Annotated in this window: 1 pseudogene; it reads left to right on the forward strand. The window is 61.0% G+C overall.

Annotation, left to right across the window (positions count from 1 at the left end):
- A pseudogene (locus tag ACRHOC_RS15525) lies at positions 1–223 on the forward strand (ornithine decarboxylase); the annotation flags it as partial.

The raw sequence follows: 223 nt of genomic DNA on the forward strand, positions 1-223 counted from the left end.
CTGGCTGCGGGAACTGATCCGTGACGTCGCGCCGCAGAAAGCCGCCGAGGCGCGCCCGTTCCGTCTGGCGATCATTCAGCTCGGCACCTACGATGGCACGATCTACAACGCCCGTCAGGTGATCGACAAGATCGGGCACCTTTGCGACTACATCCTCTTTGACTCCGCCTGGGTCGGCTACGAGCAATTTATCCCGATGATGGCGGAAACGTCTCCGCTTCTG

Origin of the sequence: Winogradskyella poriferorum (genome assembly GCF_050618035.1) — a bacterium.
In the GTDB taxonomy this organism is placed as follows: domain Bacteria; phylum Bacteroidota; class Bacteroidia; order Flavobacteriales; family Flavobacteriaceae; genus Winogradskyella; species Winogradskyella poriferorum_A.